24 protein-coding genes and 1 other RNA gene are annotated in these 23,640 nt (G+C 61.1%); 13 read left to right on the forward strand and 12 right to left on the reverse strand.

Features of this window, described 5'->3' with window-relative positions; all coding sequences use genetic code 11:
* Position 1: 1 nt before the first annotated feature.
* Positions 2–2,227, forward strand: coding sequence for a polyphosphate kinase 1 (ppk1, locus tag ACP7D9_RS06690; RefSeq protein WP_426156320.1), 2,226 nt, complete (start codon positions 2–4; stop codon positions 2,225–2,227).
* Positions 2,228–2,384: 157 nt separating this feature from the next.
* On the opposite strand, the gene ppx is transcribed toward ppk1, so the two are convergent.
* The 5 genes from ppx to ACP7D9_RS06715 all read right to left on the reverse strand — a co-directional run bounded on the left by ppx (position 2,385) and on the right by ACP7D9_RS06715 (position 6,967).
* Positions 2,385–3,887: an exopolyphosphatase gene (gene ppx, locus ACP7D9_RS06695; protein ID WP_101161519.1), complete on the reverse strand. Its 1,503-nt coding sequence runs from the start codon at positions 3,885–3,887 to the stop codon at positions 2,385–2,387.
* Between the two features lie 233 nt (positions 3,888–4,120).
* Positions 4,121–4,858 carry an amino acid ABC transporter ATP-binding protein gene (locus tag ACP7D9_RS06700; RefSeq protein ID WP_426156323.1) on the reverse strand — a complete coding sequence of 246 codons (738 nt, stop codon included), beginning with the start codon at positions 4,856–4,858 and terminating at the stop codon, positions 4,121–4,123.
* Entirely contained in the window at positions 4,845–5,495 is a 651-nt protein-coding gene (locus ACP7D9_RS06705; protein WP_016772621.1) for an amino acid ABC transporter permease, read from the reverse strand. Before ACP7D9_RS06705 ends, ACP7D9_RS06700 begins: the two co-directional genes overlap by 14 nt.
* Positions 5,492–6,160, reverse strand: coding sequence for an amino acid ABC transporter permease (locus tag ACP7D9_RS06710; protein WP_426156325.1), 669 nt, complete (start codon positions 6,158–6,160; stop codon positions 5,492–5,494). The genes ACP7D9_RS06705 and ACP7D9_RS06710 overlap by 4 nt, the downstream gene beginning before the upstream one ends.
* 21 nt (positions 6,161–6,181) lie before the next feature.
* A complete protein-coding gene (locus ACP7D9_RS06715) occupies positions 6,182–6,967 on the reverse strand; it encodes a transporter substrate-binding domain-containing protein (RefSeq protein ID WP_041476905.1) in 786 nt (261 codons plus the stop codon).
* Positions 6,968–7,223: 256 nt separating this feature from the next.
* On the opposite strand from ACP7D9_RS06715, the gene ACP7D9_RS06720 reads away from it, so the two are divergent.
* The 6 genes from ACP7D9_RS06720 (at position 7,224) to ACP7D9_RS06745 (ending at position 13,414) form a co-directional block, all read left to right on the forward strand.
* Positions 7,224–7,931 carry a FadR/GntR family transcriptional regulator gene (locus ACP7D9_RS06720; RefSeq protein WP_426156327.1) on the forward strand — a complete coding sequence of 236 codons (708 nt, stop codon included), beginning with the start codon at positions 7,224–7,226 and terminating at the stop codon, positions 7,929–7,931.
* A gap of 120 nt (positions 7,932–8,051) precedes the next feature.
* The gene (trxA, locus tag ACP7D9_RS06725; protein ID WP_003206727.1) at positions 8,052–8,381 is read left to right on the forward strand and encodes a thioredoxin TrxA; all 330 of its coding nucleotides are present in this window, start codon (positions 8,052–8,054) and stop codon (positions 8,379–8,381) included.
* A gap of 247 nt (positions 8,382–8,628) precedes the next feature.
* The gene (gene rho / locus ACP7D9_RS06730; RefSeq protein ID WP_003229334.1) at positions 8,629–9,888 is read left to right on the forward strand and encodes a transcription termination factor Rho; all 1,260 of its coding nucleotides are present in this window, start codon (positions 8,629–8,631) and stop codon (positions 9,886–9,888) included.
* Positions 9,889–10,126: 238 nt separating this feature from the next.
* Positions 10,127–11,593 (forward strand): 4-hydroxy-3-polyprenylbenzoate decarboxylase, encoded by a 1,467-nt coding sequence (gene ubiD, locus ACP7D9_RS06735; protein WP_212617407.1) that lies wholly within the window; start codon positions 10,127–10,129, stop codon positions 11,591–11,593.
* Positions 11,593–12,561 (forward strand): CDP-6-deoxy-delta-3,4-glucoseen reductase, encoded by a 969-nt coding sequence (locus ACP7D9_RS06740; RefSeq protein ID WP_426156330.1) that lies wholly within the window; start codon positions 11,593–11,595, stop codon positions 12,559–12,561. Before ubiD ends, ACP7D9_RS06740 begins: the two co-directional genes overlap by 1 nt.
* Positions 12,562–12,745: 184 nt before the next feature.
* Positions 12,746–13,414 carry a gamma-glutamylcyclotransferase gene (locus ACP7D9_RS06745; RefSeq protein WP_426156332.1) on the forward strand — a complete coding sequence of 223 codons (669 nt, stop codon included), beginning with the start codon at positions 12,746–12,748 and terminating at the stop codon, positions 13,412–13,414.
* On the opposite strand, the gene glpT is transcribed toward ACP7D9_RS06745, so the two are convergent.
* Together glpT and ACP7D9_RS06755 are read right to left on the reverse strand one after the other, a co-directional pair.
* Positions 13,390–14,739: a glycerol-3-phosphate transporter gene (glpT, locus tag ACP7D9_RS06750; RefSeq protein ID WP_101161512.1), complete on the reverse strand. Its 1,350-nt coding sequence runs from the start codon at positions 14,737–14,739 to the stop codon at positions 13,390–13,392. The genes ACP7D9_RS06745 and glpT overlap by 25 nt on opposite strands.
* 256 nt (positions 14,740–14,995) lie before the next feature.
* The gene (locus ACP7D9_RS06755; RefSeq protein ID WP_397504558.1) at positions 14,996–15,973 is read right to left on the reverse strand and encodes an NADPH:quinone oxidoreductase family protein; all 978 of its coding nucleotides are present in this window, start codon (positions 15,971–15,973) and stop codon (positions 14,996–14,998) included.
* 151 nt (positions 15,974–16,124) lie between these two features.
* Here ACP7D9_RS06755 and ACP7D9_RS06760 point away from each other — a divergent pair, with 151 nt between their 5' ends.
* A complete protein-coding gene (locus ACP7D9_RS06760) occupies positions 16,125–16,532 on the forward strand; it encodes a flagellar basal body-associated protein FliL (RefSeq protein WP_056791694.1) in 408 nt (135 codons plus the stop codon).
* A gap of 94 nt (positions 16,533–16,626) precedes the next feature.
* Here the strand turns inward: ACP7D9_RS06760 and ACP7D9_RS06765 are convergent, their stop codons facing one another.
* A complete protein-coding gene (locus ACP7D9_RS06765) occupies positions 16,627–17,076 on the reverse strand; it encodes an EVE domain-containing protein (protein WP_397479318.1) in 450 nt (149 codons plus the stop codon).
* A gap of 197 nt (positions 17,077–17,273) precedes the next feature.
* On the opposite strand from ACP7D9_RS06765, the gene ACP7D9_RS06770 reads away from it, so the two are divergent.
* Positions 17,274–17,429 (forward strand): hypothetical protein, encoded by a 156-nt coding sequence (locus ACP7D9_RS06770; RefSeq protein ID WP_090287349.1) that lies wholly within the window; start codon positions 17,274–17,276, stop codon positions 17,427–17,429.
* Between the two features lie 35 nt (positions 17,430–17,464).
* On the opposite strand, the gene ACP7D9_RS06775 is transcribed toward ACP7D9_RS06770, so the two are convergent.
* The 4 genes from ACP7D9_RS06775 to ACP7D9_RS06790 form a co-directional block, all read right to left on the reverse strand.
* Positions 17,465–18,070 carry a 5-formyltetrahydrofolate cyclo-ligase gene (locus ACP7D9_RS06775; protein WP_426156335.1) on the reverse strand — a complete coding sequence of 202 codons (606 nt, stop codon included), beginning with the start codon at positions 18,068–18,070 and terminating at the stop codon, positions 17,465–17,467.
* An 80-nt stretch (positions 18,071–18,150) separates the two neighbouring features.
* Positions 18,151–18,329, reverse strand: a non-coding RNA gene (gene ssrS / locus ACP7D9_RS06780) — 6S RNA.
* 30 nt (positions 18,330–18,359) lie between these two features.
* On the reverse strand, positions 18,360–18,677 hold the full coding sequence (locus tag ACP7D9_RS06785) for a cell division protein ZapA (RefSeq protein WP_056791703.1): 318 nt from the start codon (positions 18,675–18,677) through the stop codon (positions 18,360–18,362).
* Positions 18,674–18,883, reverse strand: a complete 210-nt coding sequence (locus ACP7D9_RS06790; protein ID WP_007911197.1) for a TIGR02449 family protein — start codon at positions 18,881–18,883, stop codon at positions 18,674–18,676. Before ACP7D9_RS06790 ends, ACP7D9_RS06785 begins: the two co-directional genes overlap by 4 nt.
* Positions 18,884–19,008: 125 nt before the next feature.
* Here ACP7D9_RS06790 and ACP7D9_RS06795 point away from each other — a divergent pair, with 125 nt between their 5' ends.
* The 4 genes from ACP7D9_RS06795 (at position 19,009) to ACP7D9_RS06810 (ending at position 23,442) form a co-directional block, all read left to right on the forward strand.
* The gene (locus ACP7D9_RS06795) at positions 19,009–19,569 is read left to right on the forward strand and encodes a YecA family protein (RefSeq protein ID WP_101161501.1); all 561 of its coding nucleotides are present in this window, start codon (positions 19,009–19,011) and stop codon (positions 19,567–19,569) included.
* Between the two features lie 27 nt (positions 19,570–19,596).
* The gene (pepP, locus tag ACP7D9_RS06800; RefSeq protein ID WP_426156338.1) at positions 19,597–20,931 is read left to right on the forward strand and encodes a Xaa-Pro aminopeptidase; all 1,335 of its coding nucleotides are present in this window, start codon (positions 19,597–19,599) and stop codon (positions 20,929–20,931) included.
* Positions 20,928–22,115, forward strand: coding sequence for a 2-octaprenyl-6-methoxyphenyl hydroxylase (gene ubiH, locus ACP7D9_RS06805; protein ID WP_426156340.1), 1,188 nt, complete (start codon positions 20,928–20,930; stop codon positions 22,113–22,115). The genes pepP and ubiH overlap by 4 nt, the downstream gene beginning before the upstream one ends.
* Before the next feature lie 109 nt (positions 22,116–22,224).
* Positions 22,225–23,442, forward strand: a complete 1,218-nt coding sequence (locus ACP7D9_RS06810) for a 2-octaprenyl-3-methyl-6-methoxy-1,4-benzoquinol hydroxylase (RefSeq protein ID WP_426156717.1) — start codon at positions 22,225–22,227, stop codon at positions 23,440–23,442.
* Positions 23,443–23,640: the final 198 nt, after the last annotated feature.

A 23,640-nucleotide genomic window follows, 5' to 3' on the forward strand; every position in this document is an offset into this window, starting at 1 on the left:
CATGAATACCGAAGGACTCACTGAAGTTGCCGTAAATGAAGCTCAGCCGGTGGTCGAGCAAATCACCGAAACGCCGCCGGAACTGGAGCCTGCGCCACCCGCACCGGTTGCCGAACCCGCCGCGGCGGTGCCGGCGATCGCTATTCCCGGCCTGGATGACAGCAGCCTGTACATCCACCGCGAGCTTTCGCAATTGCAGTTCAACATCCGCGTGCTGGAACAGGCGCTGGACGAGTCCTACCCGTTGCTGGAGCGGCTGAAGTTTCTGTTGATCTTCTCCAGCAACCTCGACGAATTCTTCGAGATCCGCGTCGCCGGGCTGAAAAAGCAGATCACCTTCGCCCGCGAACAGGCAGGCGCCGATGGCCTGCAGCCGCATCAGGCGCTGGCGCGGATCAGCGAGCTGGTTCACGGTCACGTCGACCGCCAGTACGCGATCCTCAACGACATCCTGCTGCCGGAGCTGGAAAAGCATCAGGTGCGCTTCATCCGTCGGCGTAACTGGACGACCAAGCTCAAGACCTGGGTCCGCCGTTATTTCCGCGACGAAATCGCGCCGATCATCACCCCGATCGGCCTCGACCCGACACACCCGTTCCCGCTGCTGGTGAACAAGAGCCTGAACTTCATCGTCGAACTCGAAGGCATCGATGCCTTCGGGCGCGACTCCGGTCTGGCGATCATTCCGGCGCCGCGTCTGCTGCCACGGATCATCAAGGTGCCGGAAGAAGTCGGCGGCGCCGGCGACAACTACGTGTTCCTGTCGTCGATGATCCACGCCCACGCCGATGACCTGTTCCAGGGCATGAAGGTAAAAGGCTGCTACCAGTTCCGCCTGACCCGAAACGCCGACCTGGCGCTCGACTCCGAAGACGTCGAAGACCTGGCCCGCGCGCTGCGCGGCGAGTTGTTCTCGCGGCGTTACGGCGACGCTGTGCGTCTGGAAGTCGCCGACACTTGCCCGAAACATCTCTCTGACTACCTGCTCAAGCAGTTCAACCTGAGCGAGACCGAGTTGTATCAGGTCAACGGCCCGGTCAACCTGACGCGGCTGTTCAGCATCACCGGTCTGGACAGCCACCCGGAACTGCAATACACGCCGTTCACCCCGCAGATTCCGAAACTGCTGCAGAACAGCGAGAACATTTTCAGCGTGGTCAGCAAGCAGGACATCCTCTTGCTGCACCCGTTCGAGTCGTTCACCCCGGTGGTCGACCTGCTGCGTCAGGCCGCGAAAGACCCGCATGTGTTGGCCGTACGGCAAACGCTTTATCGCTCCGGCGCCAACTCCGAGATCGTCGATGCGCTGGTGGATGCCGCGCGTAACGGCAAGGAAGTCACTGCGGTGATCGAGCTGCGTGCGCGCTTTGACGAAGAGTCCAACCTGCAACTGGCCAGCCGTCTGCAAGCGGCCGGTGCGGTGGTTATCTACGGCGTGGTCGGCTTCAAGACCCACGCCAAGATGATGCTGATCCTGCGCCGTGAGGCTGGCGAGATCGTTCGTTATGCGCACCTCGGCACCGGCAACTACCACGCCGGTAACGCCAAGCTTTACACCGACTACAGCCTGCTGACCTCCGATGACGCTTTGTGCGAAGACGTCGGCAAATTGTTCAGCCAGTTGATCGGCATGGGCAAGACGCTGCGCATGAAGAAGCTTCTGCATGCGCCGTTCACCCTGAAGAAGGGCATGCTCGACATGATCGCCCGCGAGACGCAGTTCGCCCTCGAAGGCAAACCGGCGCACATCATCGCCAAGTTCAACTCGCTGACCGATCCGAAAATCATCCGGGCGTTGTACAAGGCCAGCCAGTCCGGGGTGCGCATCGATCTGGTGGTGCGCGGCATGTGCTGCCTGCGTCCGGGCATCGCCGGGGTCTCGCACAATATTCACGTGCGCTCGATCATTGGCCGCTTCCTTGAGCACACGCGGGTGTTCTACTTCCTCAACGGCGGCGACGAGCAGATGTTCCTCTCCAGCGCCGACTGGATGGAGCGCAACCTCGACAAGCGCGTCGAGACTTGCTTCCCGGTGGAAGGCAAGAAGCTGCTCACCCGAGTGAAGAAAGAGCTGGAACTGTACCTGACCGACAACACCCACAGCTGGAGCCTGCAGTCGGACGGCCGCTACATCCGCAACACGCCAACGGGTAACCAGAACCCGCGCAGTGCGCAGGCGACGTTGCTGGAGCGGTTGGGCAGCCCGATTTTGCCGGTGAGCAGCTGACCGTCAGCCCAATAAAAAAGGCGATCCCTCGGGATCGCCTTTTTTGTACCTGAGACATCAACCTGTAGGAGCCGTCGAGTGCAACGAGGCTGCGATTTTTTGATCTTGATCTTGAGGATCAAAAGATCGCAGCCTTCGGCAGCTCCCACAGACGCGTTCAGTGCACCGTGAGAACGATCCCCACCCGCGTCAGCCAATCCGCTTCGAGGCCGAAATCCGCCTGAGTCAGCTGATTTTCATCCAGCCAGTTCTCCGGGAATTCCACATCAAGATGGTCGCCATTGGCATGCAGCACCACCTGTGGCATTGCCTGGGTTCCGCGAATGTGGTGGAACAGAATCGCAAACCGCAGCAACACGCACAGGCGAATCAACTTGATGCCGTCGTCGCCGAACTCGGCGAACTTGTCTTTGGGAATGTTGCGACGGTGGCCGCGCACCAGGAGCGCGAGCATCTGCTGGTCTTCGCGGGAGAAGCCGGCCAGGTCTGAGTGCTCGATCAGGTAGGCACCGTGCTTGTGGTAGTGATAGTGAGCGATGTCGAGGCCGACTTCGTGCACTTTCGCCGCCCAACCGAGCAGTTCGCGCCAGATGCCGTCATCCAGTTCCCAGTCCACGGCAACCTGATCGAACGCGTGCAGGGCTTTGCGCTCGACGCGTGCCGCCTGTTCCAGATCGACGTGATAGCGCTCCATCAGCGAGGTCAGGGTGCGTTCGCGCACGTCTTCGTGATGATGGCGGCCGAGCAGGTCGTAGAGCACCCCTTCGCGCAGCGCGCCTTCGCAGTGATCCATGCGTTGCAGTTCCAGGGCATCGAAGATCGCTTCGAGAATCGCCAGGCCTGCCGGGAAAATTGCCCGGCGATCAGGCTTGATGCCTTCGAAATCGATCTTGTCGGCGTCGCCGAGTTTGAACAGCTTGCGCTTGAGCCATGCCAGGCCTTCGGCGTTGACTTCCCCGCTGCCGTGGCCGCCGGCCTTCAGTGCCAGGCCTATGGCGCGGATGGTGCCGGAGGAGCCGATGGCTTCATCCCAGGTCAGGCGATGCAGGGCGTGTTCGATGCTCATGATTTCCAGGCGCGCCGCCGTATAAGCCTGGGCGTAGCGGGCCGGGGTGATCTTGCCGTCCTTGAAGTAGCGCTGGGTGAAACTCACGCAGCCCATTTGCAGGCTTTCGCGCAGCAACGGCTCGAAGCGCTGGCCGATGATGAATTCGGTGCTGCCGCCGCCAATGTCGGCGACCAAACGTTTGCCCGGCGTATCGGCGAGCGTGTGCGACACGCCGAGATAGATCAGGCGCGCTTCTTCGCGGCCGGAGATGACTTCTACCGTATGGCCGAGGATTTCCTCGGCGCGGCGGATGAATTCGCCACGGTTGCGCGCTTCACGCAAGGCGTTGGTGCCGACGATGCGCACGGCGCCGAGCGGCATACCGTTGATCAGTTGGGCAAAGCGCTTGAGGCAATCGAGGCCGCGCTGCATCGATTCTTCGTTGAGCTGGCGCGCGTCGTCGATGCCGGCGGCCAGTTGCACCTTTTCGCCGAGGCGCTCGAGGATGCGGATTTCGCCGTTCTGGGCCTTGGCCACGACCATGTGAAAGCTGTTGGAGCCCAGGTCGATTGCGGCGATCAGGGACAGATTCTTGGCTTGGGATTGCGGCATGGTCAGGGGGTCTCGGTCGATAACCCCGACATCGTGCCACGATCAAACGCTGGCGCCAACGCGCACGGTTCAAACCGTTGATTCAGCGCAGAAAGTCTTGAGGCCGCAGCCTGATCGTTCCCACGCTCTACGTGGGAATGCCTCACCGGACGCTCTGCGTCCGCTTTTGGGACGCGGAGCGTCCCTGGCTGCATTCCCACGCGGAGCGTGGGAACGATCAGGATGGGGCAGATTCAGGCAGTCGCTTCCACGGTGCCAATAAAGTTCGCCAGCTCCGCCGTCTGCGGGTTGGCGAACAACACCTTCGGATCGCCCACTTCATGCACTTTGCCGTGGTGCATGAACACCAGCTTGTCACCGACCTCGCGGGCAAAGCGCATTTCGTGGGTGACCATGATCAGCGTCATGCCTTCTTTAGCGAGTTGCCGGACCACGGCGAGCACTTCGTTGACCAGTTCCGGGTCGAGTGCCGAGGTGATCTCGTCGCACAGCAGCACCTTCGGCGACATCGCCAACGCCCGGGCAATCGCCACGCGCTGCTGCTGGCCGCCGGACAGCCGATCCGGAAAGGCATCGAATTTCTCGCCCAGACCGACCCGCTCCAACATCTGGCGCGCCAGTTCGGCTGCCTTGGCCTTGGGTACTTTCTGCACCACTTGCGGCGCGAGCATGACGTTTTCGCCGACGGTCAGGTGCGGGAACAAATTGAACTGCTGAAAGACCATGCCGACCTTCTGCCGCAGGCTGCGCAGATCGGCGCGGGCGGCGTCGAGGTATTCGCCGTCGACTTCGATCACCCCGTCGTTGATCGACTCCAGCCCATTGAGCGTGCGCAACAGGGTCGATTTGCCCGAGCCACTGCGGCCGATGATCGCCACGACCTGGCCTTCCTCGACGCTGAGGTCGATGCCTTTGAGTACGTGGTGATCGCCGTAGTATTTATGCAGGGCGGAAATTCTAAGCAGAGGCATGCAGTCTCCTTTCCAGGTAGCGCGCACTGAGGGACAAGGGGTAGCAGAGCAGGAAGTAGCCGAGGGCGACGAGGCCGTAGACCATGAACGGTTCGAACGTGGCATTGGCGAGCATGCCGCCGGTCTTGGTCAGTTCGGTGAAGCCGATGATCGACGTCACCGCTGTGCCTTTGACCACTTGCACCGAAAAGCCCACGGTGGGCGCCACAGCGATGCGCAGCGCTTGCGGCAGAATCACATAGCGCAATTGCTCGAGCGGATTGAGCGCCAGGCTCGACGAGGCTTCCCACTGGCCATGGGGAATCGCCTCGACGCAACCGCGCCAGATCTCCGCCAGATAGGCGCTGGTGAACAAGGTCAGAGCGATCGCAGCAGCCATCCACGGCGAAATCTCGATCCCGGCCAGCGCCACACCGAAGAACACCAGAAACAGTTGCATCAACAGTGGCGTGCCCTGAAACAGCTCGATCCAGGTGCGGGCGATGCTGCTTGGCAACGTGTTCTTCGAGATGCGCATCACCAGAATCAACAGGCCGACGAGGCCGCCGCCAATGAACGCCACCAGCGACAACGCCAGCGTCCATTGCAGGCCGGTGAGCAGGTTGCGCAGGATGTCCCAGAAAGTGAAATCGCTCATTGGCTGCTCCTCGCAATGAAGCGGCGGCCGACCCAGTTGAGCAACTGGCGGATCAGTAGTGCCATGCACAAATAGATCAAGGTGGTCAGCGCATAGGTTTCAAAGGCGCGGAAGTTGCGCGATTGAATGAAGTTGGCGGCGAAGCTCAATTCTTCCGTGGCGATCTGCGAACACACCGCCGAACCGAGCATGACGATGATGATCTGGCTGCTCAGCGCCGGCCAGACCTTGCCCAGCGCCGGCAGCAGCACGACATGGCGGAACGCTTCGAAGCGCGTCATCGCCAGTGCCGCAGCCGCTTCCAGCTGCCCGCGCGGGATCGCCTGGATGCCGGCGCGGATGATTTCGGTCGAATAGGCGCCAAGGTTGATCACCATCGCCAGCACCGCCGCCTGCCACTCGGAGACCTGCACGCCGAGCGATGGCAGGCCAAAGAAGATGAAGAACAGTTGCACCAGAAACGGCGTGTTGCGGATCAACTCGACGTAGACGCCGAAGATTGCCGAGAACGGGCGGATCTGCCACGCCCGCACCAGCGCGCCGACAAGCCCGAGGCCGACCCCGAGCAACGCGCCGATGGCCGTCAGCTCAAGGGTGAACAGCGCGCCGCGCAGCAGCAGGTCGGTGTTTTCCACCACCGGCAGGAAATCGAACTGATAAGCCATGAAGGTCTCCCGCGCAGTCGATCAGAGATCGGCCGGCAGCGGCTCTTTCAGCCAGGTCTGCGAGTTCTTTTCCAGCGCGCCGTCAGCCTTGGCGGTGTTGAGGATATCGTTGACCTTGGCCAGCAACGCCGCCTCGTTCTTGTTCACACCGACGTAGACCGGCGAATCCTTGAGCTTCACCTTCAGCGCCGGTACGCGCTTGGGGTTCTTCTCGCTGATGGCGACCATCACCACGTTGCCGCTGGCGATCAGGTCGACTTGCCCTGCGAGGTAGGCGGCGATGGTCGAGTTGTTGTCCTCGAAGCGCTTGATAGTCACGCCTTCGGGGGCGACTTTGCTCAGTTCGATGTCTTCGATGGCGCCACGGGTGACGCTGATGGTCTTGCCCTTGAGGTCGTCAAGGCTGGTGATCGCAGCGTCTGGCGGACCGAACACGGCGAGGTAGAACGGCGCATAGGCGCGGGAGAAGTCGATGACCTTCTCGCGCTCGGGGTTTTTGCCGAGGCTGGAAATCACCAGATCAACCTTGCCGGTGGTCAGGAACGGGATACGGTTGGTGCTGTTGACCGGGGTCAGTTCGAGCTTGACCTTGAGTTGGTCGGCGAGCAGTTTCGCCGTGTCGATATCCAGACCGCGCGGTTTCATGTCCGGGCCGACCGAGCCGAACGGCGGGAAGTCCTGGGGCACAGCAACTTTCAGCGTGCCGCGTTTGACCACGTCGTCCAGACCGTCGGCGTGAGCGGGGGCCTGGCACAGCAGCAGGCCGGCAAACAGGGAAGCGAGGAGGGCGCTGTAACGCTGGGTCATGGACAATCTCCGGATCGGCGGGAAGTGGTTGCTGCGATCGGACAGAGCATGGGCCGTGCCAACAGGCGGATTTCGCCCCGGCAGGCCGCAGTAGCAGCGGCTTCGTTCGGTCTTACTGGTCTGAACAGTCAACTCGGTTTGCGCACTGCGATGGCGCATCGGCTGCGCGCGCCGAACCCCGCTGGGGCACGACTTGCCGGACTCGGCGAATAGCTTTACAACTAGCCGCACCTTGGCCCTGACGCGTCCGCAAACCATGAATTCGATCTCCCGCGCCGTACCCGAAGTGGCGCTGCAAGCGATCCGCAAACTGATCACCGAACAGGGCTTCGGCGCCGGCGATGCGTTGCCTTCGCAACGGGATCTGGCGTTGCAACTGGGCGTCAGCCGGGCCTCCCTGCGTGAGGCGCTGTCGTCGCTCAGTGCACTGGGCGTGGTCAGCATTCAGCCGGGCAAAGGCGTCTTCGTGCAGGCGCCAGTGGAACTGACGAATGGCGAAAGCGCACCGGGCTGGGCGTTTGCGGCGCAGGCCTCGCCGCTGGATATCTTTCAGTTGCGCTATGCACTGGAAGGGTTTGCGGCGGGGCTGGCGGCGGTGACGCTGAGCACGTTCGATCTGGATGCGCTCGAGGACAACGTTGCGGCGATGCGTGAGCAATTGCGCGCCGGCGATTTCGAGGCAGCGGCAAAACTCGACTTCGAATTTCATCGACGGATCCTGCTGGCCAGCGGCAATCAGGCGATGCTGAGCATTCTCACCGCCAGCGCCGAGATCTTCCTCGAGAGTCAGAAACTGCCGTTCATCCGCGCCGAGCGCGCCATGGAAACCTGGCAGGAACACCGCAAGATCCTCCGCGCCCTGGCGCGCCGCGCGTCGGGGGCGGCGCAGAAAGCCATGCAAGAACACGTGCGCAACGCTGCCCTGCGCACCGGAATCGCCTTCATCGCTCCCGCCGCCGGCTGACTTGAACCATACCCAAACTCATCAGTCACCATAGCAACACTCAATCAACTGCGGCTTCCTGAACACGGGAAGGGCGGCTATGATGGGCCACGTTTTTTTGCTTACAACCTGGAGAATTCCATGAGCAGCGATCTGATCAAACACGTTAGCGACGCTAGCTTCGAAGCCGACGTACTCAAGGCCGAAGGCGCTGTCCTGGTCGACTACTGGGCTGAATGGTGCGGCCCTTGCAAAATGATCGCACCGGTTCTGGACGAGATTGCCGAAACTTACAAAGGCAAGCTGACCGTCGCCAAACTGAACATCGACGAAAACCAGGAAACCCCGGCCAAGCACGGCGTGCGTGGTATCCCGACGCTGATGCTGTTCAAGAACGGCAACGTTGAAGCGACCAAGGTCGGCGCACTGTCGAAGTCGCAACTGGCGGCTTTCCTCGACGCCAACATCTGAGCGTCGCAGTAAAACGCTGAAAAAAGGCCCCGCAAATCGCGGGGCTTTTTGCGTATTCAGGGCTAGACGCTCCGAAACTCAGGTGGTACATTCGGCCCCGCACTGGTTTCTCCAATGCCCCCTGCTAGCCGTCGCCGACGCACTCCTTTTCGAATTAGTTCGCGATCCTGTCGCCTTCTCCGCGGCGCGGCCTCATTAAGCCAAAAGCTTAATTTCCCCCCTCCATAAATGATTACGTCATTCCTATATGAATCTGACTGAACTCAAGCAAAAGCCGATTACCGAACTGCTCGAATTGGCCGAACAGATGGGCATAGAAAATATGGCCCGTTCGCGCAAGCAGGACGTGATTTTCTCCCTGCTGAAAAAGCACGCGAAGAGCGGCGAGGAAATCTCCGGTGATGGCGTGCTGGAGATTCTCCAGGACGGCTTCGGCTTCCTGCGCTCCGCAGACGCTTCCTACCTCGCCGGCCCTGACGACATCTACGTCTCGCCGAGCCAGATCCGCCGCTTCAACTTGCGCACCGGTGACACCATCGTTGGCAAGATCCGCCCTCCGAAGGAAGGCGAGCGGTATTTCGCCCTGCTCAAGGTCGACACGATCAACTTCGATCGTCCCGAGAACGCGAAAAACAAGATTCTCTTCGAGAACCTGACGCCGCTGTTCCCGACCGTGCGCATGAAGATGGAAGCCGGTAACGGTTCCACCGAAGACCTCACCGGTCGCGTGATCGACCTGTGTGCACCGATCGGCAAAGGCCAGCGTGGTCTGATCGTCGCACCGCCGAAAGCCGGTAAAACGATCATGCTGCAGAACATCGCAGCGAACATCGCCCGTAACAATCCTGAAGTTCACCTGATCGTGCTGTTGATCGACGAGCGTCCGGAAGAAGTGACCGAAATGCAGCGCACCGTGCGCGGCGAAGTGGTTGCCTCGACCTTCGACGAGCCGCCGACCCGTCACGTGCAGGTCGCTGAAATGGTGATCGAGAAGGCCAAGCGCCTGGTCGAACACAAGAAAGACGTGGTGATCCTGCTGGACTCCATTACCCGTCTGGCCCGTGCCTACAACACCGTGATCCCGAGCTCCGGCAAGGTATTGACCGGTGGTGTCGATGCCCACGCCCTCGAGAAGCCGAAGCGTTTCTTCGGCGCCGCGCGTAACATCGAAGAAGGCGGCTCGCTGACCATTATCGCCACCGCGCTGGTAGAAACCGGCTCGAAGATGGACGAAGTGATCTACGAAGAGTTCAAGGGTACCGGCAACATGGAACTGCCGCTGGATCGCAAGATCGCCGAGAAGCGTGTGTTCCCGGCCATCAACATCAACCGCTCCGGCACCCGCCGCGAAGAGTTGCTGACCGCCGACGACGAACTGCAGCGCATGTGGATTCTGCGCAAGCTGCTGCACCCGATGGACGAAGTTGCCGCCATCGAGTTCCTGGTCGACAAGTTGAAAACGACCAAAACCAACGACGAGTTCTTCTTGTCGATGAAGCGCAAGTAATACGCTGGCGTTTCAATAAAGGACGCTCCCGCAAGGGGGCGTTTTTTTTGCCCCGAAGAATCTCCCACCCAGCGGATATATCGGCTGATGCGCTGATTCTGCGGTGTCGGCTGCGCACTCCGGAGTCCGCAGCCTGCTCCTTCGCAGTAGCGCGCTAGCCATAATCGAGCGATGACGGGCTGCTGTTTGCCCGTCAGAGCAGGTAGGATGTACGCCTATTTTGAGGGTGCCATCGTCAATGAAATTCAAGGATCTTCGGGATTTCGTGCAGCAGCTTGAGCAGCGCGGAGAGTTGAAACGCATCCAGATTCCCGTCTCGCCGGTGCTGGAGATGACTGAGGTGTGCGATCGCACGCTACGGGCCAAAGGCCCGGCGCTGCTGTTCGAAAAACCCACCGGCTACGACATTCCGGTGCTCGGCAACCTGTTCGGCACACCCGAGCGCGTGGCCATGGGCATGGGCGCCGAGTCGGTCAGCGAACTGCGCGAAATCGGCAAGCTACTGGCGTTCCTCAAGGAGCCGGAGCCGCCGAAGGGTTTGAAGGATGCGTGGTCGAAGCTGCCGATCTTCCGCAAGATCATTTCGATGGCGCCGAAAGTGGTCAAAGATGCGGTGTGCCAGGAAGTAGTCATCGAAGGCGATGATGTCGATCTGGCAATGCTGCCGGTACAGACCTGCTGGCCCGGCGACGTCGGCCCGCTGATCACCTGGGGCCTGACGGTCACCAAAGGCCCGAACAAGGAGCGCCAGAACCTCGGCATCTACCGTCAGCAGGTGATCGGCCGCAACAAGGTGATCATGCGCTGGCTCAGCCACCGTGGCGGTGCCCTCGATTTTCGCGAGTGGTGCGAGAAGCATCCGGGCCAGCCGTTCCCGGTGTCGGTGGCACTTGGCGCCGATCCGGCAACGATTCTCGGCGCCGTGACGCCGGTACCGGATAGCCTCTCCGAATACGCTTTCGCAGGGCTCTTGCGCGGTAATCGCACCGAACTGGTCAAGTGCCGGGGCAACGACCTGCAAGTGCCGGCCACCGCCGAAATCATCCTTGAAGGCGTGATTCATCCGGGCGAAATGGCCGATGAAGGTCCGTACGGTGACCACACCGGTTATTACAACGAAGTCGACAGCTTCCCGGTGTTCACCGTCGAGCGCATCACCCACCGGATCAAACCGATCTATCACAGCACTTACACCGGCCGTCCGCCGGATGAGCCAGCGATTCTCGGCGTGGCGCTGAACGAAGTGTTCGTGCCGATCCTGCAGAAGCAGTTTCCCGAGATCACCGACTTCTACCTGCCGCCGGAAGGCTGCTCGTACCGCATGGCCGTGGTGACGATGAAGAAGTCGTATCCGGGGCATGCCAAGCGCGTGATGCTCGGCGTCTGGTCGTTTTTGCGACAGTTCATGTACACCAAGTTCGTTATCGTCACCGACGACGATATCAACGCCCGCGACTGGAACGACGTGATCTGGGCCATCACCACGCGCATGGACCCCAAGCGCGACACGGTGATGATCGACAACACGCCGATCGACTATCTCGACTTCGCCTCGCCGATCTCCGGCCTGGGCTCGAAAATGGGCCTGGATGCCACCCACAAGTGGCCGGGCGAAACCACCCGCGAGTGGGGCCGCGTGATCGTCAAGGACGCCGCCGTGACCCAACGGATCGATGCCATCTGGAATCAGTTAGGAATAGATTGATGCGTGTAACCCTGCTGCCTTCCGGAGCGGTGCTCGAGATACAACCCGGTGAGCGGATTCTCGACGGCGCGCGGCGCCTGGGCTTTGATTGCCCGCAAAGCTGCCGCAACGGCAATTGCCACGTGTGTGCCGCGCTGCTGGTCGAAGGCCGTGTCGAGCAGGCCGGCAAAGTCCACGATCATGGCGAGTTCTACACCTGCATCGCCGCACCGCTGGAAGACTGCGTGCTGTTGTGGGATGGCGTGCTCGCGCTGGGGGAGCTGCCGGTGCGCAGCCTGTCGTGTCAGGTCATCGAGTGTCGCGAGGTGGGCGGCGACACCTGGCGCGTGCGTCTGCGTGCACCGGCCGGCAAGCCGCCGCGCTATCACGCCGGGCAGTATTTGATGATCGAGCGCGAGAGCGGCGAGAAATCGGCGTTCTCCATGGCTTCGGCACCCCACGGCGGACGTGATCTGGAAATCCATGTGCTGGCGCGCGAAGCCAGTGCGCTGAGCCTGATCGAGCAGTTGCAACGCAACCCGATGGTGCGCGTCGAGCTGCCGTTCGGCGACACGCATCTGGCCGAATTGCCGGACGGCCCGTTGGTCTTGATCGCCGCTGGCACCGGTATGGGCCAGATCCACAGCCTCATCGAACATTGCCGCGCCGAAGGCTTCAAGCATCCGGTGCATCTGTACTGGGGCGTGCGCCGCCCGGAAGATTTTTATCAGATCGAGCACTGGGATGAATGGCTGAAGCTGCCCAATCTGTTCCTGCACAAAGTGGTCAGCGACCAGTGTGGCTGGGAAGGGCGCTGCGGGATGTTGCACGAAGCGGTCTGCGAGGATTTCTCCGACCTGAAGCCGCTGCACGTCTATGCCAGCGGTTCGCCGGCGATGGTCTACGGCACGCTGGATGCGCTCGTCGAGGCGGGCATGGATGCGCACCAGATGCGTGCCGACGTGTTCGCCTACGCGCCGCGCTCCTGATACTTATAACTTGGTATATAGCCGATTGGTATTTATGCAATTGCATAAATACCGCTAGGTTATATATCAATCAGGCAATTAATCAGTGGCACTTAATTTGCCTTAAAACATATGTGCCTTATTGTTACAGCGGTGCGTTCTATTAAGTAATTCATCACCCGCGGGGAGCTGAACGCTATTCGCCATGAGCGCCATTGAAAACGCAATTCTGAACCTGGCTTACCCTCCACGGCTCGATCTTGGGCCGCAGCTGACGCACGAACAACTTCTCGCTTCCATGCAATCGACCATGGCGCGCCACAAGGGCGGGCCGGTGTGGCTGTTCGCCTATGGCTCGCTGATCTGGCGTCCGGAATGCACAGCAGTGGAGCGCATGCGCGGTCGCGTGCATGGTTATCATCGCGGCTTGTACCTGTGGTCTCACGAGCACCGTGGGACGCCGGAAATGCCCGGGCTCGTATTCGGTCTGGATCGTGGCGGGTCGTGCAGCGGTTTTGCCTACCGCTTGCCGGAAGACAATCTCGATACCGCGCTGTACGCCTTGTGGAAACGCGAGATGCCGTTCCCGTCGTATCGCCCGCACTGGCTCAATTGCCGGCTCGAGGATGGCACTCAGGTGCAGGCCTTGGGATTTGTTCTGGAGCGTCACCTGCCGAGCTATGCCGGCAACTTGCCGGATCATGTGCTCAGCCAGGTGTTCGCCAGCGCCAGCGGGCGTTACGGCACGACTCGTGATTATGTCGAGCAGACCGCGTACGCCCTGCGCAGCCACGCCATGCCAGACCGCAATCTGGAGGCGCGGCTCAAGCGCTGTAAATCACACAGTGATCAGGCGACCGCGTCACGGCTCTGACTGGCGACTTGCTTGTGCCATAGCGTCGGCGCAAGGAAGGCCATCGCCAGCAGGCAGGCGCCGACCAGCAGGACGAAACCGCCATCCCAGCCGAAATGGTCAACGGTGTAGCCCATTGCCGCACTGGCGGCGACCGAACCGCCCAGATAACCGAACAGACCGGTGAAGCCCGCTGCGGTGCCGGCGGCTTTCTTCGGCGCCAGTTCCAGCGCTTGCAGGCCGATCAGCATCACCGGGCCGTAGATCAGGAAGCCGATCGACAACAGGGCGATCATATCGACCATCGGGTTGCCGGCCGGATTGAGCCAGTACACCAGAGTCGCCACAGTCACCAGGGCCATGAACACCATGCCGGTCAGGCCACGGTTGCCACGGAAGATTTTGTCGGACATCCAGCCGCACAGCAGCGTGCCCGGAATGCCTGCCCACTCATAGAAGAAATACGCCCACGAGGTTTTATCCACCGTGAAGCCCTTGGCTTCCTTCAGATACGTCGGCGCCCAGTCCAGCACGCCGTAGCGCAGCAAGTAGACGAAGACGTTGGCCAGAGCGATGTACCAGAGCATTTTGTTGCGCAGCACGTATTTGACGAAGATTTCCTTGGCGCTGAATTCGTCTTCGTGGCTGGCGTCGTAGCCTTCAGGGTAATCGTTCTTGTACTGCTCGATCGGCGGCAGGCCGACCGATTGCGGGGTGTCACGCATGGTGATGAAGGCGAATACCGCCACGCCCAGCGCCACCGCCGCCGGCACGTAGAACGCCGCGTGCCAGTCGTTGAACAGGCCCATGCCGATCAGGAACAGCGGGCCGATCAGGCCGCCACCGACGTTGTGCGCCACGTTCCACACCGACACTACCCCACCGCGTTCCTTCTGCGACCACCAGTGCACCATGGTCCGCCCGCTCGGCGGCCAGCCCATGCCCTGCGCCCAACCGTTGATGAACAACAGGATGAACATCATGGTCACGCTGGACGTGGCCCACGGCGCGAAACCGAAAATGAACATCACCCCGGCCGAGACCAGTAGACCGAACGGCAGGAAGAAGCGCGGGTTGGAGCGGTCGGACACCAGGCCCATGAGGAACTTCGACAGACCGTAAGCGATGGCAATCGCCGACATCGCCAGGCCGAGGTCGCCGCGGCTGTAGCCTTCGTCGATCAGGTATGGCATGGCCAGGGAGAAGTTCTTGCGCAGCAGGTAGTAACCGGCGTAGCCGATAAAGATACCGGCGAAGATCTGCCAGCGCAGGCGACGGTAGGTGCTGTCTATTTTTTCTTCAGGCAATGGAGCCTGATGTGCGGCGGGACGAAAGAAAGCAAACATTCAAGAGCTCCAGTTTTATTGTTTTGACTGCGGATGCGAATGTTACAGTTTCGTTACCGAAAATAGCATCGCTTCATGTCGGCTAAAAAGCGGAAATGTGGGCAGCCGAGCGTTCCTTTATGAACATGTCGCTCTGAGACAAGTACCGGGCGCTGAGGGAATGGTGACTCGGGTGGGTTTCTGCGGTTTGACGGATAGAAGAGGCAGACCTCAACGATAAAGCGATCCGGATTGCTGCTCCGGATCGCTCCATGTTTTAACGAACCTGAACGACAACCTTGCCCACAGCCTTGCGCTGGCCAAGATCATTGATCGCCTGCGCGGCATTGCTCAGCGGATAGACCTGCGATACCAGTGGTTTGAGCTTGCCCTCGGCAAACCAGCCGAACAGCTGCTGAAAGTTGGCTGCATTGTCCTGGGGCTGGCGCTGGGCGAACGAGCCCCAGAACACGCCGAGCACTGCCGCGCCTTTGAGCAGGGCGAGGTTGACCGGCAATTGCGGGATGCGTCCGCTGGCGAAGCCGACCACCAGCAGGCGGCCGTTCCAGGCGATGGCGCGGATGGCCTGGTCGAACAGGTCGCCGCCGACCGGGTCGTAAATCACGTCGGCGCCCTGGCCATCGGTGAGGCGTTTGATTTCGTCCTTCAGATTGCCTTCGCTGTAATTGATCAACTCATCGGCGCCGGCCGCTTTGGCCACTGCGAGTTTCTCGGCGCTGCTGGCTGCAGCGATCACGCGTGCGCCCATGGCTTTGCCGATTTCCACAGCGGCGAGACCGACACCGCCAGAGGCGCCGAGCACCAGCAGGGTTTCGCCCGGTTGCAGGTTGGCGCGTTGCTTGAGCGCGTGCATCGATGTGCCGTAAGTCATGCTGAATGCAGCGGCGATGTCGAAATCCATCGATGGCGGAATCGGCAGCACGTTGTAGCCCGGCACCGCGACCTGCTCGGCAAAACTGCCCCAGCCGGTCAGGGCCATGACCCGGTCGCCGACCTTGAGGTGGCTGACCTTTTCCCCTACTTCGCGCACCACGCCGGCCGCTTCACCGCCTGGCGAGAACGGGAAGGGCGGTTTGAACTGGTATTTGCCCTCGATGATCAGCGTGTCCGGGAAGTTGACCCCGGCGGCGTGCACCTCCAGCAGGATTTCATTCTTCTTGGCGACAGGATTGGCGACGTCTTCCAGCACCAGCGATTCGGCAGGGCCGAAGGCTTTGCACAGCACGGCTTTCATCAGGGCTATTCCTTTGGGAGTGATGGCCGATAAGTGTAGGTGTGTGAATCAACGGGTCAACGAGCATGCCCGACCCTGATAGTCAGGCATAAGCTTGTGCTTGCGCGGCGGGTCGTTATGCTAGGCCGCAAAAACGGATAAGGAGCGAATTGTGAAAGCGTGGATCATGTTGTTGCTGGCCCTGTCTCTGCCTGTGGCAGCACTGGCCGAAGAAGCCAAAGAAGGCGAGGCGCCGAAGGTCAATTACATCACCCTGAGCCCGCCGTTCGTCGGCAACTATGGCCTCGACGGCACCGCCAAACTCAAGGTCTACAAGGCCGATGTGGCCCTGCGCGTAACCGGCGAAGAAGCGACCAAACTGGTCAAGGCCAACGAGCCGCTGATCCGCAATCAATTGGTGGCGCTGTTCACTCAGCAGTCGACCGAGGCGATGGGCAGCATTGAAGGCAAGGAAAAGCTGCGGCAGGAAGCGTTGAAGCAGACCCAGCAGGTCATGAATGACGAGACCGGCAAGCCAGTGGTTGAGGATCTGTTGTTCAACAACCTGATCATCCAGTAAGTCTTAAAAGTCAAAAGATCGCAGCCTTCGGCAGCTCCTACCCTGGAATACGTTTCCCTGTTGGAGCTGCCGAAGGCTGCGATCTTTTTGCGCGTTAACGCAACGCAATTACCGCCGCCCACTGCTCCGGCGTCACCGGCATCACCGATAATCGCGATCCTTTCTGCACCAGTGGCATCTCGGCCAGCGCGGTCTGCTGCTTCAGATAATCCAGTTTCAGCACTCGCGCAAACGTCTCGACATGCTCGACATCAATCGCGCTCCAGGCATTTTTCTCCGCCGTAGCCTTGGGATCGAAGTATTCACTTTCCGGCTCCAGAGCGGTGGGATCCGGGTACGCCGCTTCGATGATCCTGCCGATGCCGGCAATTCCCGGTTCCGGGCAACTGGAATGGTAGAAAAAGAATTCATCGCCTACCGCCATCGCCCGCAGGAAATTGCGCGCCTGATAATTGCGAACCCCGTCCCAGCGCGCCTTGCCGAGCTTTTCCAGACCCTTGATCGAAAGTTCGTCGGGCTCTGATTTCATCAGCCAATAGGCCATGTCGTGTGCTCCTGAAGCGGTCATTGGGCAGGTTGTCGGGCAATTTTATGACAAACCGACAGTCGGTTGACGCCAGCGTTTGCGCACAGGTTCACGTTGCCGCAAAATGCCGGCCTTTAAAGCTTGACGCTGCTGCACGGCCTACGAACGGAAACCGCTGCTGTCATCGTGATGATGTGCCTTGAGGGGGGCAATCGATGAAACGCAAACCGGATTTGCTATGGACTTTGGTAATTTTGTTTGGCCTGGGCGTGGTGACCACCGGTTACGCGCAGAGCCTGTGGGCGAACAAGGCTGATGCACCGATTGAGATTGCACAACAAGTGCAACAGTCGACTGCTTTCAAACGCTGAACCTGTCTCTTCGACGCCGCTGTTCCGTGCGGCGTCTACTCTGCGAAATACCATGCCTTGTCGGTGACCGTGCCTTGTAACGGGACATCCCAGCTCGCCTGCGCCAAACGCTCGACCTTCTGACACTCATGGGCCAGGCCCAGCAGTGTCGGCTTGCGCCAGTTCTGGCGCCGGGCCAGGTAGGCAAGGCTGCGATCATAGAACCCGCCGCCCATGCCCAGTCGTCCACCGACATCGTCAAACCCCACCAGCGGCAACAGCACCAGATCCAGCGCCCAGACCTTGCGTTGCCGAGCCAGATTGGCGCGGGGCTCAAGAATCCGGAAACGATTAGGGGTCAGCTTTTCGCCGGGACGAATGCGCTGGAAGACCATTTTGGTTCGCGGCCAGGCGCTGAGTACCGGCAGATAAGTTGCCTTGCCGCGACGCTGCGCTTCGCGCAGCAGCAAGCGCGGATCGATTTCACCGTCGGTAGGCAAATACAGAGAGAGATGTTTCGCCCGCCGAAAGTGCGGGTCTTGGGCCAATTGCCGGAACAGGCCCTTGGCAGCCTGACGTTGTTGGCCCGGCGTCAATGCGCGGCGCGCCTTGCGCAGCAGGCGGCGAAGTTGCGGGCGGGGCAGCAGCGCGGGTTCGGTCATGGTTCGGCTTCGGCAGGTGGATGCAAAAACGTACGCATAAAAAATCCGATGTCGGCATACACCGACATCGGATTCGAATCAGGCTCCCCGGATGAACCGCTGTCAACTCAGCCCTTGAACCCGAAAGTTCAAGGTGGAAGAAGCAGTAGACTTTAAGGCTTTCCGTCTAGCGGACATGCACACCAGCCCAACGTGCAACTTCCAGGGTAGTGCGAATCGGCTCCGGGACATCGTCAACTGGCAAGCACCCCAGGGAGTGCCGCGAGTATACCTCAAGCTGCCAGTCGAATCAGCCCTTGACGGTGTTCTGATCGTCGGCCAGGACCAGATCGACACGATCGAGCAAGTCGCGCACCTGTTCGCGGGTCGAACCGCTGGCCTGGATGTCCGGGCGCTCTTCTTTGTGCAACAGGTCGTGGGTGATGTTCAGCGCGGCCATCACGGCAATGCGGTCGGCGCCGATGACTTTGCCGCTGCTGCGGATCTCGCGCATCTTGCCGTCCAGGTAACGTGCGGCGCTGACCAGATTGCTGCGTTCTTCCGGCGGGCAGATGATCGAATACTCTTTGTCGAGGATCTGCACGGTAACGCTATTGCTTGAACTCATGAGTCTTGCTCCAGGGCCTTGAGGCGCGAAATCATCGATTCGACCTTACGCCGGGCGATTTCGTTTTTTTCAATGAGGTGAGCGCGTTCCTCGCGCCAGGTTTTTTCCTGAGCTAGTAAGAGTGCGTTTTGACTCTTAAGTTGCTCGACTCGGCCAATCAGCAGTTCGAGTCTGGCCATCAGCGCTTGCAGGTCGGTGTCTTCCATTGGGTCCACGTGTTCGTCTGATGGGTGGTGACTGGCGGACAGCCTTTAATGGTCTTGGCGGGGCTGTCGATGTAGGATACAAGGCCTTCATTCTAGACATAGCGCCGTCTGGCGCCTAGCTGCCCATGACCATTGCGAATTCCCCGTACCAAGCCTTTGCCACCCTGCTGACTGCCAGCGGCCACAACGTCTCGCCTGCCGAGCTGCACGGCGTGCTGCTCGGGCGCAGTTGCGCCGGGGCCGGCTTCGATCACGAAGGCTGGCTGATCGACGCCGCCGAACTGCTCGAAGGCGACATCCAGGACAACGTCCGCAATGCCCTGATCGGCCTGCAGGAGATGGTCAAAGGCGAACTGACCGGCGACGACGTCACCGTCGTTCTGCTGCTGCCGACCGATGATGCGCCGCTGGCCGAACGCGCTGCTGCGCTGGGCGAGTGGTGTCAGGGCTTTCTCAGCGGTTTCGGCCTGAACTGCCGCGACAGCAGCATGCTCAGCACCGAAGCCACCGAAGTGCTGCAGGATCTGGCGGCCATTTCCCAGGTGCAGGATGCACTGGAAGAGTCCGAAGACGGCGAATCCGACTACATGGAAGTCATGGAATACCTGCGCGTCGCGCCGCTGTTGCTGTTTTCGGAAACCAAGAAAGCCGACGTGCCGCCAGCCGCCAAGCCGTCGCTGCATTAATCGCGTGCCAGGGAAAACCATCTGCCCATGACCCATATCCCCAAAGCGGAATACAGCCGGCGCCGCAGGGCGCTGATGGCGCAGATGGAACCCAACAGCATCGCGATCCTGCCCGCCGCCGCGGTGGCGATCCGCAATCGCGACGTCGAGCATGTCTACCGTCAGGACAGCGACTTCCAATACCTCAGCGGTTTTCCCGAGCCACAAGCCGTCATCGTCCTGATGCCCGGCCGCGAGCACGGCGAGTACATCCTGTTCTGCCGTGAACGCAATGCCGAGCGCGAATTGTGGGATGGCCTGCGCGCGGGGCAGGAAGGCGCGATCCGCGAGTACGGCGCCGACGACGCCTTTCCCATCACCGACATCGACGACATCCTTCCGGGCCTGATCGAAGGCCGCGACCGGGTGTATTCGGCGATGGGCAGCAACCCCGAGTTTGATCGGCACCTGATGGACTGGATCAACGTGATCCGTTCCAAGGCGCACCTCGGCGCGCAACCGCCGAATGAATTCGTTGCCCTGGATCATCTGCTGCACGACATGCGCCTGTATAAATCGGCGGCAGAAGTGAAGGTGATGCGCGAAGCCGCGCGGATCTCGGCGCAAGCGCATATCCGCGCGATGCAGGCCAGTCGTCCGGGGCTGTATGAATACAGCCTCGAAGCCGAACTGGATTATGAATTCCGCAAGGGCGGGGCGAAGATGCCGGCCTACGGTTCGATCGTCGCCGCCGGGCGCAACAGTTGCATCCTGCATTACCAGCAGAATGACGCGTTGCTCAAGGACGGCGATCTGGTGTTGATCGACGCCGGTTGCGAGATCGACTGCTACGCCAGCGACATCACCCGCACCTGGCCGGTCAACGGCAGGTTTTCGCCGGAGCAGAAGGCGATCTACGAGTTGGTGCTGGCTTCGCAGGAAGCGGCATTCGCCGAGATCGCGCCGAACAGGCACTGGAATCAGGCGCACGAAGCCACGGTGCGGGTGATCACCACGGGTCTGGTCAAGCTCGGTTTGCTGCAGGGCAACGTTGACGAACTGATCGCCAGCGAAGCCTACAAGGCTTTTTACATGCACCGCGCCGGCCACTGGCTGGGCATGGATGTGCATGATGTTGGCGAGTACAAGGTCGGCGGCGAATGGCGCGTGCTGGAAGTCGGCATGGCGCTGACCGTGGAGCCGGGCATCTACATCGCGGCGGACAATCAGAACGTGGCGAAGAAATGGCGTGGCATTGGCGTGCGCATCGAGGATGACGTGGTCGTGACCCGATCCGGTTGTGAAATTCTCACCAGCGGCGTGCCAAAAACCGTCGCCGAGATCGAAGCGCTGATGGCACAAGCAAGGACACACGCAGCATGAGTCGAGTCAATCTGGCAATCATCGGTGGCGGTCTGGTCGGCGCCAGTCTGGCGTTGGCCTTGCAGGCCGGGGCTAAGGCCCGTGGCTGGAAAATCGTCCTGATCGAACCTTTCGCCCCCGGCGATAGCTGGCAGCCGAGCTACGACGCACGCTCCTCGGCGCTGTCGTTCGGCTCGCGGCAGGTTTATCAGCGTCTGGGCGTCTGGCAGGAAATTTCCCGCCGTGCCGAGCCGATCAAACAGATTCACGTTTCCGACCGTGGCCGCTTTTCCACCGCGCGCTTGTCGGCGATGGAAGAAGGCGTGCCCGCGCTCGGTTACGTGGTGGAAAACGCCTGGCTCGGCCAGTGCCTGTGGCAACACCTGGACAAAGACGTCATCACTTGGCGCTGCCCGGCGGAAGTCACGCGCATGGAGCCGTTGGCCGATGGCTATCGCCTGACTCTCAACGATGAAACCACCCTTGAATGCGACCTCGCCGTGCTCGCCGATGGCGGGCGCTCCGGGCTGCGCGAGCAGTTGGGCATCAACGTGCGCACGCGTCCATACAACCAGAGCGCGCTGATCGCCAACATCACCCCGAGCGAAGCGCACAACGGCATGGCGTTCGAGCGCTTCACCGACGAAGGGCCGATGGCCTTGCTACCGTTGCCGGACAACCGTTGCGCACTGGTCTGGACGCGTCTGGGCATGGACGCGCGGCGTCTGGCCGAGTTGAGTGAGCGGGAATTTCTCAGCGAATTGCAGGGTGTGTTCGGTTACCGCCTCGGCACGCTGAAACAGGTCGGCGCGCGGCACCTGTATCCGCTTTCGCTGGTTGAAGCCGAAGAGCAGGTGCGTTCGCATCTGGCCGTGCTCGGCAACGCCGCGCACAGCCTGCACCCGATCGCCGGCCAGGGTTTCAACCTGTCGCTGCGTGACGCCGACGCCTTGGCGGCCGCGCTGCTGGGCAGCGAAAAAGCGCTGGGCGACTTTGCCACGTTGCAGGCCTATCGCGAACGGCAGCGCCTCGATCAGGACCTCACCGTGGGTTTTTCCGATCAGGTCACACGCCTGTTCGGCAGCACCCAGCCGCTGGTGTCGCTGGGGCGCAACCTCGGCCTGCTCGGCCTCGACCTGCTGCCGCCGGCCAAACGCTGGTTCGCCCGGCAGGCAATGGGCCTGGGAACACGCCCGGATGCTTGAGTGGCGGAGCGGCACTTTCAATTTCAGGATCGCGCCGCCAACGGGTGCGCTCGGTAAAAACCTTTACGTGCGGCGCAAGCCGCAAGCGAGACAGGCCTAAAGCATGGAAATGCGTGCAGATCTGCTGATTGTCGGAGCCGGAATGGTCGGCAGCGCCCTGGCGCTGGCGCTACAGGACAGCGGCCTGGAAGTATTGCTGCTCGACGGCAGCGCCCTGAGCGTGAAACCGTTCGATGCCGAAGCGGCGTTCGAACCGCGCGTCAGTGCATTGTCGGCGGCGAGCCAGCGCATCCTCGAGCGCCTCGGCGTCTGGGATGGCATCGTCCAACGGCGCAGCAGCCCGTACACCGACATGCACGTCTGGGACGGCAGCGGCACCGGGCAGATTCATTTCTCGGCGAGCAGCGTGCATGCCGATGTGCTCGGTCACATTGTCGAAAACCGCGTGGTGCAGGATGCTTTGCTCGAGCGTTTGCACGATTGCGATCTGGGCCTTCTCGCCAATGCGCGGCTGGAGCAGATGCGTCGCTCCGGCGATGACTGGCTGTTGACGCTGGCCGATGGCCGCTCCTTGCGCGCGCCGCTGGTGATCGCGGCCGATGGCGCCAATTCCGCTGTGCGCCGTCTCACTGGCGTGGCGACTCGCGAGTGGGATTATTTGCACCATGCGATCGTCACCAGCGTGCGCTGCACTCAGGCGCACCGCAAAACCGCGTGGCAGCGTTTTACCGATCACGGGCCGTTGGCGTTTCTGCCGCTGGAGCGTGATGGTCAGCAGGACTGGTGCTCGATCGTCTGGTCGACCACGCCGAGTGAAGCCGAACGCTTGATGGCGCTAGACGACGTTGCGTTTTGCGCTGAGCTGGAGCGGGCCTTCGAAGGGCGCCTGGGTGAGGTGATCAGTGCCGATCCGCGCCTGTGCGTACCGCTGCGTCAGCGCCACGCCAAACGCTATGTCGCGCAAGGCCTGGCGTTGATCGGTGATGCGGCGCACACCATTCACCCGTTGGCGGGGCAGGGTGTGAACCTTGGTTTCCTCGATGCGGCGGTGCTGGCGCAAGTGTTGCTGCAGGCGCATGAGCGTGGCGAGCGACTGGCAGACGTCAAGGTCCTGAGCCGTTATGAGCGTCGGCGCATGCCGCACAATCTGGCGCTGATGGCCGCGATGGAGGGCTTTGAGCGGTTGTTCCAGGCTGATCCGCTGCCGCTGCGCTGGTTGCGTAATACCGGGTTGAAGGTGGTAGAGCGGATGCCGGAGGCGAAGGCGTTGTTTGTGCGCGAGGCGTTGGGGCTGACGGGTGACCTCCCAGCCCTGGCAAAGCCTTAGTTGTCTATCGAGGCTTAGGGCCTCTTCGCGAGCAAGCCCCACAATTGAAATGCATTCCATTATGGGAGCGGGCTTGCTCGCGAAGGCGTCAGTCCAGTCACCGCAACATTCAGCCTGTGCAACATCTGGTAACGCCTTCCCCCAGTGTTCGATTGTGGTGGTAAATGTGAGTCCTTATCATTTGGCCCACATTTCCCG

Origin of the sequence: Pseudomonas sp. TSRC2-2 (assembly GCF_049897785.1) — a bacterium.
In the GTDB taxonomy this organism is placed as follows: domain Bacteria; phylum Pseudomonadota; class Gammaproteobacteria; order Pseudomonadales; family Pseudomonadaceae; genus Aquipseudomonas.

What these genes read in the sequence shown, in the direction of transcription:
- ppk1 (WP_426156320.1), top strand. Translation starts at nt 2, where the DNA reads ATGAATACCGAAGGACTCACTGAAGTTGCCGTAAATGAAGCTCAGCCG.
- ppx (WP_101161519.1), bottom strand. Translation starts at nt 3,887, where the DNA reads ATGCCGCAATCCCAAGCCAAGAATCTGTCCCTGATCGCCGCAATCGAC.
- ACP7D9_RS06700 (WP_426156323.1), bottom strand. Translation starts at nt 4,858, where the DNA reads ATGCCTCTGCTTAGAATTTCCGCCCTGCATAAATACTACGGCGATCAC.
- ACP7D9_RS06705 (WP_016772621.1), bottom strand. Translation starts at nt 5,495, where the DNA reads ATGAGCGATTTCACTTTCTGGGACATCCTGCGCAACCTGCTCACCGGC.
- ACP7D9_RS06710 (WP_426156325.1), bottom strand. Translation starts at nt 6,160, where the DNA reads ATGGCTTATCAGTTCGATTTCCTGCCGGTGGTGGAAAACACCGACCTG.
- ACP7D9_RS06715 (WP_041476905.1), bottom strand. Translation starts at nt 6,967, where the DNA reads ATGACCCAGCGTTACAGCGCCCTCCTCGCTTCCCTGTTTGCCGGCCTG.
- ACP7D9_RS06720 (WP_426156327.1), top strand. Translation starts at nt 7,224, where the DNA reads ATGAATTCGATCTCCCGCGCCGTACCCGAAGTGGCGCTGCAAGCGATC.
- trxA (WP_003206727.1), top strand. Translation starts at nt 8,052, where the DNA reads ATGAGCAGCGATCTGATCAAACACGTTAGCGACGCTAGCTTCGAAGCC.
- rho (WP_003229334.1), top strand. Translation starts at nt 8,629, where the DNA reads ATGAATCTGACTGAACTCAAGCAAAAGCCGATTACCGAACTGCTCGAA.
- ubiD (WP_212617407.1), top strand. Translation starts at nt 10,127, where the DNA reads ATGAAATTCAAGGATCTTCGGGATTTCGTGCAGCAGCTTGAGCAGCGC.
- ACP7D9_RS06740 (WP_426156330.1), top strand. Translation starts at nt 11,593, where the DNA reads ATGCGTGTAACCCTGCTGCCTTCCGGAGCGGTGCTCGAGATACAACCC.
- ACP7D9_RS06745 (WP_426156332.1), top strand. Translation starts at nt 12,746, where the DNA reads ATGAGCGCCATTGAAAACGCAATTCTGAACCTGGCTTACCCTCCACGG.
- glpT (WP_101161512.1), bottom strand. Translation starts at nt 14,739, where the DNA reads ATGTTTGCTTTCTTTCGTCCCGCCGCACATCAGGCTCCATTGCCTGAA.
- ACP7D9_RS06755 (WP_397504558.1), bottom strand. Translation starts at nt 15,973, where the DNA reads ATGAAAGCCGTGCTGTGCAAAGCCTTCGGCCCTGCCGAATCGCTGGTG.
- ACP7D9_RS06765 (WP_397479318.1), bottom strand. Translation starts at nt 17,076, where the DNA reads ATGGCCTATTGGCTGATGAAATCAGAGCCCGACGAACTTTCGATCAAG.
- ACP7D9_RS06770 (WP_090287349.1), top strand. Translation starts at nt 17,274, where the DNA reads ATGAAACGCAAACCGGATTTGCTATGGACTTTGGTAATTTTGTTTGGC.
- ACP7D9_RS06775 (WP_426156335.1), bottom strand. Translation starts at nt 18,070, where the DNA reads ATGACCGAACCCGCGCTGCTGCCCCGCCCGCAACTTCGCCGCCTGCTG.
- ACP7D9_RS06785 (WP_056791703.1), bottom strand. Translation starts at nt 18,677, where the DNA reads ATGAGTTCAAGCAATAGCGTTACCGTGCAGATCCTCGACAAAGAGTAT.
- ACP7D9_RS06790 (WP_007911197.1), bottom strand. Translation starts at nt 18,883, where the DNA reads ATGGAAGACACCGACCTGCAAGCGCTGATGGCCAGACTCGAACTGCTG.
- ACP7D9_RS06795 (WP_101161501.1), top strand. Translation starts at nt 19,009, where the DNA reads ATGACCATTGCGAATTCCCCGTACCAAGCCTTTGCCACCCTGCTGACT.
- pepP (WP_426156338.1), top strand. Translation starts at nt 19,597, where the DNA reads ATGACCCATATCCCCAAAGCGGAATACAGCCGGCGCCGCAGGGCGCTG.
- ubiH (WP_426156340.1), top strand. Translation starts at nt 20,928, where the DNA reads ATGAGTCGAGTCAATCTGGCAATCATCGGTGGCGGTCTGGTCGGCGCC.
- ACP7D9_RS06810 (WP_426156717.1), top strand. Translation starts at nt 22,225, where the DNA reads ATGCGTGCAGATCTGCTGATTGTCGGAGCCGGAATGGTCGGCAGCGCC.